This window comes from Pseudomonas sp. (genome assembly GCF_050739995.1).
Classification (GTDB): Bacteria; Pseudomonadota; Gammaproteobacteria; order Pseudomonadales; family Pseudomonadaceae; genus Aquipseudomonas.
Window position 1 is genome coordinate 1 of the sequence record NZ_JBOICG010000100.1, and the last position, 7,262, is coordinate 7,262.

Genomic DNA, 7,262 nt, shown 5'->3' on the forward strand with positions numbered 1-7,262 from the left:
CCCCTCGACGGGGCAGGACAAAACTCAGCAGAAACAGGGCGGCCGCCGTTACCACAATCGACGGCCCGGCCGGCGTGTCCTTGAACCAGGACAGCGCCAGGCCCCCGCACACTGCCAGCATCCCCAGCAGGCTGGCGCCGATGGCCATCTGCTCGGGGGAGCGGGCATGGCGCTGGGCGGCGGCAGCCGGAATGATCAGCAGCGAGGTGATCAACAATACGCCGACTATCTTCATCGCGACAGCAATCACCACCGCGATCAGCAGCATCAGGGCCATACGCAGCGCCGGCACGGGCAAGCCTTCTACCGTGGCCAGCTCTTCATGCACGGTGATCGCCAACAACGGGCGCCACAGGGTCACCAGCAAAACCAGCACGGCGGCGCTACCGCCGAGTATCCACGCCAGGTCGCCAGGGCTGATCGCCAGCAAATCGCCGAACAGATAGGCCATCAGGTCGATGCGCACTTCATGCATGAAGCTCAGCACCACCAGGCCCAGGGACAAGGTACTCGGCGCCAGGATGCCCAGCAGCGTGTCGGAGGCCAGCGGCTGGCGCTGTTGCAGGGTCACCAGCAGCACCGCCAGCAACAGGCAGCCCACGGTAACGGCGATGGTTGGGCTCACATCCAGCAAAAAGCCCAGGGCCACGCCCAGCAACGCGGCGTGAGACAAGGTGTCGCCGAAATAGGCCATGCGTCGCCAAACCACGAACGAGCCCAAGGGGCCCGCTACCAACGCCAAAGCCAAGCCTGCCAGCAGGGCGTAGAGCAGAAAATCAGCCATGCTTGCAGCTATCTCCATGAACGTGGGTGTGAGGTGCGGTGGGGTCTTCGACTACGGCGCCATGCAGGTCATGGGCGTGGTCGTGATGGTGGTGGTAGATCGCCAGGCTCTGGGCGTTCTTGCCGAACAACTCGACGAACGCCGGGTCGCCACTGACCTGCTCCGGATGACCGGAGCAGCACACATGGCGATTCAGGCAGACGACCTGGTCGGTGGTGCTCATCACCAGATGCAAATCGTGGGACACCATCAACACACCGCAGCCGTGACGGTCGCGCAGGCGGGTGATCAGGCTGTACAGCTCGGCCTGGCCGGCGACGTCGACACCCTGCACGGGTTCATCCAGTACCAGCAACTCGGGCTCGCGCAACAGGGCGCGGGCCAGCAACACGCGCTGCATTTCGCCGCCGGAGATGCTTTGCACCGGGCTGTCGATCACCTGCTCGGCGCCGACTTCCTTGAGCGCCGCCTGGGCGCGGGCACGGTCGACACCGGGCACCAGGCGCAGAAAGCGCAGTACGGACAGCGGCAACGTCGGGTCCACATGCAGCTTTTGCGGCATATAGCCCACGCGCAGCTTGGGCTTGCGCCACACCGTGCCGCTGTCGGGCTTGAGCAAGCCAAGGACAGCACGCACCAGGGTGGTCTTGCCGGCGCCGTTGGGGCCGATCAGGGTGACGATCTGCCCGGGCTCGACGCTCAGTACGATGTTATCCAGCACGTTTTGCCCGGCGAACGTGACCCCGACCTGCTCCAGGCGGATTAACGCGTTGCTCATCAGGCCCCCTGGCAACCGGAGCAGAGCCCGACCACTTCCACCGTTTGCCCTTCGACCTTGAAGCCGACGTCGGCGGAGCTTTTGATGATGGCGTCGCTGATGCTTTTCTGTTCAAGCTCAATGGCAGCGTGGCATTCGCGGCAGATCAGGAACTGGCCCTGATGCGCGTGCTCCGGGTGGCTGCAGCCGACAAAGGCGTTGAGCGAGGCAATGCGATGCACCAAGCCGTTTTCCAGCAGGAAATCCAGCGCGCGGTACACCGTAGGCGGCGCGGCGCGGCGGCCGTCCTGCTCGCTGAGTACGCCGAGAATGTCGTAGGCGCCCAGCGGTTTGTGGCTCTGCCACACCAGTTCCAGCACGCGACGACGCAAGGCGGTCAGGCGCAGGCCCTTCTGTGTGCACAGCGTGTCGGCTTCCGACAGTGCGGTGTGCACGCAGTGAGAGTGGTCGTGGGGACGGCTGGCAAGCGGTGTTTTAGGCATGAGCGGCGACAGACATTTGATAGAGACGTTATTATGTTACCCGTTCCTACGCCATTGAGTGGTCATCGTGTCCCGACTTTTTCCCGTTTTTGTCGTATTTGTCACCAGTTTGTTCATTGCCGGGGCCGCTCAGGCTGAGGTCAAGGTGCTGACCAGCATCAAACCATTGCAGTTGATCGCCGCCGCAGTGCAGGACGGCGTGGCGATTCCAGAGGTGTTGCTGCCGCCCGGCGCATCGCCACACAACTACGCCTTGCGTCCATCCGACGTACGGCGCGTACAGTCGGTGGACCTGCTGTACTGGATTGGCCCGGACATGGAGAGCTTCCTGCCGCGCGTGCTCAAGGGGCGCAGCCTGCCGACCGTGGCCGTACAGGACCTTCCAGGTATGAAACTGCGTCGTTTCGCCGAAGATAGCCACTCTCATGCCGACGAAGCCGACGAGCACGACCACGATCACCGTCCAGGCAGCCTGGATGCGCACTTGTGGCTGTCGACGGTCAACGCTCGCGTGATTGCGGCGCGCATGGCCTCAGACCTCAGCGCTGCCGACCCGGCCAATGCCGTGCGCTATCAAAGTAACGTGAAAGCCTTCGATGAGCGTCTGGATGCGTTGGACGCGCGGTTGAAGGCGCGTCTGGCGTCAATCGGCGACAAACCTTACTTCGTGTTCCATGAAGCCTTTGATTACTTCGAAGATGCCTATGGGCTCAAGCACACGGGTGTATTCAGTGTCGCCGCCGAAGTGCAGCCGGGCGCCCAGCACGTAGCGGCGATGCGTACGCGCTTGCAGGAAGTGGGCAAGACATGTGTGTTCAGTGAGCCGCCGCTGCGTCCGCGCTTGGCGGAGACGCTGGTGGCTGGCTTGCCGGTGAAGTTGGCGGAGCTTGATGCATTGGGTGGGTATACCCCGGCAACCGCCCAGGGTTATGAGCAGGTGTTGGAGAAGCTGGGTAACGATTTGGCGGGTTGCCTGGAATCACTCTGACCTGTGGGAGTTGGCTAGCCTGCGATAGCGGTGTGTCAGTCGACATCGTTATCGCAGGCTAGCCAGCTCCCACATTGTTTGACCGAGTGGGTCCTTTAAAGGGCGAACGGCAGTTGGATCATGACTTGTTGGCGCTGCGCCAAACGGTGCTCGAACTCGGCGGGGTCATGGATCAACACGTCCTGCCCTGCAAACGACTCAGCGGCGATCAGGCGTGACAGCCAGAATCGCACACAGGCCACGCGCAGCATGGTCGGCCACAGCTCGGCTTCCTTGGCGGTGAACGGCCGCAGGCTCGCGTAGGCCCCCAGCAACGCGCGGGCGCGCTGCCCATCGATCACGCCGTCGGCATCCGAACACCAGTCATTCAGGGCGATCGCCACGTCGTATAGCATCGGGCCGGAGCAGGCGTTGTAGAAGTCGATCAGGCCGGTCAGGTGCGTGCCTTCGAACATCGCGTTGTCGCGGAACAGGTCGGCATGCACGTTGGCGCGTGGCAGGGCGAGTATCTGGGCCTTGTGGGCTTCGATCTCGGTCAATGCATCTTGCAGCAAGCGTTGCTGCGCGTCGTTCAAGTGCGAAATCAACTGCGCACCTTCACTGAGCATCCAGTCCAGCCCGCGGTCGGTCTTGCGTTCCAGGACTTTTTCGCCTTGGGTGGCCAGGTGCAGATGGCCCAGCAGGTCGCCGACCTGGGCGCAATGCTGGGCGTTCGCATCCTTGATGTGCTTGCCGGCCAGGCGCGGCTGCAGCAGCGCCGGTTTGCCTTTGAGCTCGCGCAAGGCCACGCCGTCTGTGGTACGCAGGGCGTAAGGCACCGGCAGGTCGGCATCATGGAGCACATCGAGCAGTTCGATGAAGAACGGCATTTGCGCGACCGGGCCGCGTTCAACCAGGGTCAGGACGAACTCGCCTTGTTCCAGGCTGATAAAGAAATTGGTGTTTTCACTACCCGCGGCAATCCCCTGGAAATCAAGCAGGCGGCCGAGCCCGTAAGGGGCGAGAAAGGTTTCCAGCTCGGGCCGAGCCAGGGGGGTAAACACAGACATGGTTAAAACTGCCAGTACGGGCGCCGCAACGGGCGGCGCCAATTGAAGTTAAGAAGTCATTTCCATTCGAAGATCTTCCATGACGGGATCAGCATATCCGGCTGGTCGGAACGGATGAAGTTCGCATCGGTTCCGTCCGCCCGCACCAGAAAATACGGCGGCGCACCCTTCGGCGTTACCTTGATTGCGTACAGGAAGCCGTTTTGGCGGTATTCCTGGATGGTTTTATCACCTTCGGTGCGGATCGTAACTTCCGGGTCCGCCGTAGGCGCGCTGTCGGCTGCCGTGGCGGCCAACGGCAAGAATGCAATCAGGCCGGTCAACAACAGGCTATTTACTGTACGCATGATAACCTTGTCCCTTTGTCGTCATTGGTCCGGCTATTCTAGCGCCTGACCCGCCGAAAAGGTTGATCCTGCTCATGAGCCAAGCCCCCCTCGTCCTGGTGGACGGTTCTTCTTATCTGTATCGCGCCTTTCATGCGCTGCCACCGCTCACCACCTCCAAAGGCCTGCCGACCGGTGCGGTCAAGGGCGTGTTGAACATGCTCAAAAGCCTGCGCAAGCAGTACCCGGACAGTCCGTTCGCCGTGGTATTCGATGCCAAGGGTGGGACTTTTCGCGACGACATGTACGCCGAATACAAGGCCAACCGCCCGAGCATGCCCGATGACATGCGCCTGCAGATCGAGCCGCTGCACCAGAGCGTCATCGCGTTGGGCTTCCCGCTGCTGTGCGTCGAAGGCGTCGAGGCCGATGATGTAATCGGCACCCTGGCCCGCAGCAGCGCAGCCGCCAAACGACCGGTGGTGATTTCCACCGGCGACAAAGACATGGCGCAGTTGGTCGACGGGCACATTACCTTGGTCAACACCATGACCGGTAGTTCGATGGACATCGAGGGCGTAAAGGAGAAATTTGGCGTCGCTCCGGAGCAGATCATCGACTATCTGGCGTTGATGGGCGACTCATCCGACAACATCCCGGGCGTTCCGGGTATTGGTCCGAAGACCGCTTCCGGCTTGCTGGTGGGCGTGAATGGTGGGATCAAAGAGCTTTACGAGCAGTTGGATATCGTGCCGACGCTGCCTATCCGAGGCGCCAAGACGCTGCCGGCCAAGCTGGAAGAGCATCGGGAGAGTGCATTTCTTTCTTACCAATTGGCGACGATCAAGTGCGACGTACCGCTGGCTGTCGGCCTGGACGATTTGCACCTGGTCGAACCGGACCGTGAGAAACTGCTGGAGCTGTACACGCTGCTGGAGTTCAAGAGTTGGATTGATGAGGTCCAGCGCGATGCCAAGCGGGTGGAGCTCAAGGCGGCATCTGTTGTTGAGGAAGTCGTTGAGGCGGTGGCGCCGACAGAAGCGAGCTACACCACCATCCTCGACCAGGCGACCTTCGATACCTGGCTGAAAAAGCTCAACGATGCGAAGCTGATTGCCTTCGACACCGAAACCACAGGCATCGACGCCCAACAGGCGCAGTTGGTCGGTGTTTCCTTCGCCGTTCAGCCCCACGAAGCGGCCTACATCCCGCTGACCCATTCCTACGTCGGTGCGCCGGAGCAGCTGGACCGCGACACCGTGCTGCTGGCCCTCAAACCGCTGTTGGAAGACCCGGCCAAGCTCAAGGTCGGGCAGCACGCCAAGTTCGATATGAACATCCTGGCCAACTGCGCCATCGGTGGCGACCCTGCACAGGGCATCACCGTGCGCGGCATCGCCTTCGACACCATGCTCGAGTCCTATGTGCTGAACTCCACGGCAACGCGCCACGACATGGACAGCCTGGCCAAGAAGTACCTGAACTATGACACTGTTGCCTTCCAGGACATTGCCGGCAAAGGCGCCAAGCAGCTGACGTTCGACCAGATCGCGCTGGAACAGGCTGGCCCGTATGCGGCGGAAGACGCCGATATTACCTTGCGCCTGCATCAGGAGCTGTTTGCGCAACTTTCAGCCATCCCGACTCTGGCGAGTGTGCTCACGGATATCGAAATTCCGTTGGTGCCGGTATTGGCCCGTATCGAGCGCCAGGGGGCGCTGGTTGACAAGGATCTGCTGGGCATCCAGAGCATCGAACTGGGCAACAAGATGGTTGAGCTGGAGCGCCAGGCGTTTGAGATCGCCGGTGAGGAGTTCAACCTGGGCTCACCCAAGCAGCTCGGGGCGATTCTCTACGAGAAGCTGGGTCTGCCCGTTCTGAAAAAGACCGGCAAGGGCCAGGCCTCCACCGCTGAGGAAGTGCTGGCCAAGCTGGCCGAAGACGACTTCCTGTTGCCCAAGGTGCTGATGCAGTACCGCAGCATGAGCAAGCTCAAAAGTACTTACACCGACCGCCTGCCGGAGCAGATCAACCCGCGCACTGGGCGCATTCACACGTCTTACCATCAGGCGGTGGCGGCGACCGGGCGTTTGTCTTCCAGTGACCCGAACCTGCAGAACATCCCGGTACGCACCGCCGAAGGGCGGCGGATTCGCCAGGCATTTGTCGCGCCCAAGGGCTACAAACTGCTGGCGGCGGACTATTCGCAGATCGAACTGCGGATCATGGCGCACCTGTCCAGGGACGAAGGCCTGATGAATGCCTTCCGCAACAATCTGGATGTGCACACGGCCACGGCAGCCGAGGTGTTCAAGGTTGAGCTGGCTGAGGTTACGTCCAACCAGCGTCGGAGTGCCAAGGCGATCAACTTTGGCCTGATCTACGGCATGGGCGCGCAGAAGCTCGGCAAGGACATTGGCGTTGATACCAAGACCGCCAAGGCCTACATCGATGTGTACTTCGCACGCTACCCGGGCGTTCGCGAGTATATGGAGCGCACCCGTGCCCAGGCTGCCGATCAAGGTTATGTGGAAACCTTCTTCGGGCGCCGGCTGTATTTGCCCGATATCAACTCCAATAAACCTCAGGATCGCGCGGCCGCTGAACGCACAGCGATCAACGCGCCGATGCAGGGCACGGCAGCGGATATCATCAAGAAGGCCATGGTGCTGGTGGATAATTGGTTGGCTGAGTCGGGCCTGGACGCCAAGGTTATCCTGCAGGTGCACGACGAATTGGTGCTTGAGGTGCGTGAAGACCTGGTGGCGCAAGTCAGCGAGAAGATCCGCGAACACATGAGCGCGGCGGCCCAGTTGGATGTGCCGTTGGTGGTGGATTTGGGCGTGGGCGACAAC

The 7,262-nt window shown here is 61.6% G+C and carries 7 protein-coding genes; 2 read left to right on the forward strand and 5 right to left on the reverse strand.

The annotated features are described in order from the left end of the window. The 3 genes from znuB to ACRESD_RS03445 all read right to left on the reverse strand — a co-directional run. The coding region (gene znuB, locus ACRESD_RS03435) for a zinc ABC transporter permease subunit ZnuB (RefSeq protein ID WP_431749638.1) at positions 1–784 on the reverse strand (784 nt) is incomplete at its 3' end. After that, on the reverse strand, positions 777–1,562 hold the full coding sequence (znuC, locus tag ACRESD_RS03440) for a zinc ABC transporter ATP-binding protein ZnuC (RefSeq protein ID WP_431749639.1): 786 nt from the start codon (positions 1,560–1,562) through the stop codon (positions 777–779). The genes znuC and znuB, both read right to left, overlap by 8 nt. Then, positions 1,562–2,044, reverse strand: a complete 483-nt coding sequence (locus tag ACRESD_RS03445) for a Fur family transcriptional regulator (RefSeq protein WP_431749640.1) — start codon at positions 2,042–2,044, stop codon at positions 1,562–1,564. Before ACRESD_RS03445 ends, znuC begins: the two co-directional genes overlap by 1 nt. 58 nt (positions 2,045–2,102) lie before the next feature. On the opposite strand from ACRESD_RS03445, the gene ACRESD_RS03450 reads away from it, so the two are divergent. Beyond that, positions 2,103–3,032: a zinc ABC transporter substrate-binding protein gene (locus tag ACRESD_RS03450; RefSeq protein ID WP_431749641.1), complete on the forward strand. Its 930-nt coding sequence runs from the start codon at positions 2,103–2,105 to the stop codon at positions 3,030–3,032. 95 nt (positions 3,033–3,127) lie between these two features. Here the strand turns inward: ACRESD_RS03450 and ACRESD_RS03455 are convergent, their stop codons facing one another. Beyond that, positions 3,128–4,081: a homoserine kinase gene (locus ACRESD_RS03455; RefSeq protein ID WP_431749642.1), complete on the reverse strand. Its 954-nt coding sequence runs from the start codon at positions 4,079–4,081 to the stop codon at positions 3,128–3,130. A gap of 56 nt (positions 4,082–4,137) precedes the next feature. Then, on the reverse strand, positions 4,138–4,428 hold the full coding sequence (locus ACRESD_RS03460; protein WP_431749643.1) for a DUF2782 domain-containing protein: 291 nt from the start codon (positions 4,426–4,428) through the stop codon (positions 4,138–4,140). Positions 4,429–4,502: 74 nt separating this feature from the next. On the opposite strand from ACRESD_RS03460, the gene polA reads away from it, so the two are divergent. Continuing rightward, the coding region (polA, locus tag ACRESD_RS03465) for a DNA polymerase I (protein WP_431749644.1) at positions 4,503–7,262 on the forward strand (2,760 nt) is incomplete at its 3' end.

Coding starts and splice junctions, on each gene's coding strand:
- ACRESD_RS03460 (WP_431749643.1), bottom strand. CDS start 4,428: ATGCGTACAGTAAATAGCCTGTTGTTGACCGGCCTGATTGCATTCTTG.
- znuC (WP_431749639.1), bottom strand. CDS start 1,562: ATGAGCAACGCGTTAATCCGCCTGGAGCAGGTCGGGGTCACGTTCGCC.
- ACRESD_RS03455 (WP_431749642.1), bottom strand. CDS start 4,081: ATGTCTGTGTTTACCCCCCTGGCTCGGCCCGAGCTGGAAACCTTTCTC.
- ACRESD_RS03445 (WP_431749640.1), bottom strand. CDS start 2,044: ATGCCTAAAACACCGCTTGCCAGCCGTCCCCACGACCACTCTCACTGC.